At 56.6% G+C, this 212-nt stretch carries 1 protein-coding gene; it reads left to right on the top strand.

Annotation, left to right across the window (positions count from 1 at the left end; translation table 11 throughout):
* Positions 1–212: MBG domain-containing protein (locus GS398_RS22180; RefSeq protein WP_160909029.1), on the top strand; the 212-nt coding region annotated here is incomplete at both ends.

The following is a 212-nucleotide window of genomic DNA, read 5'->3' as shown; positions in this document are numbered from 1 at the left end:
GAATTAGGGCAACGCCTGCCGGCAAAGTTTATGGCGACAATGATCCGGTATCCTTGCCCTACACCGTCACTTCCGGGGCGCTGATCCCCGGCGACAAACTTACCGGCCAACTTGCCCGTGCCGCGGGTGAGGACGTAAACCACTACGCGGTGAACATCGGCTCCCTCGGCGGAAGTAACTATACAATTTCCTTTATTACCGCTGACTTCACC

This window comes from Hufsiella ginkgonis (assembly GCF_009834915.1).
GTDB classification, from domain to species: domain Bacteria; phylum Bacteroidota; class Bacteroidia; order Sphingobacteriales; family Sphingobacteriaceae; genus Hufsiella; species Hufsiella ginkgonis.
The sequence above is the reverse complement of the archived record's forward strand: the minus strand, read 5'-3'. Positions and strand labels throughout refer to the sequence as shown.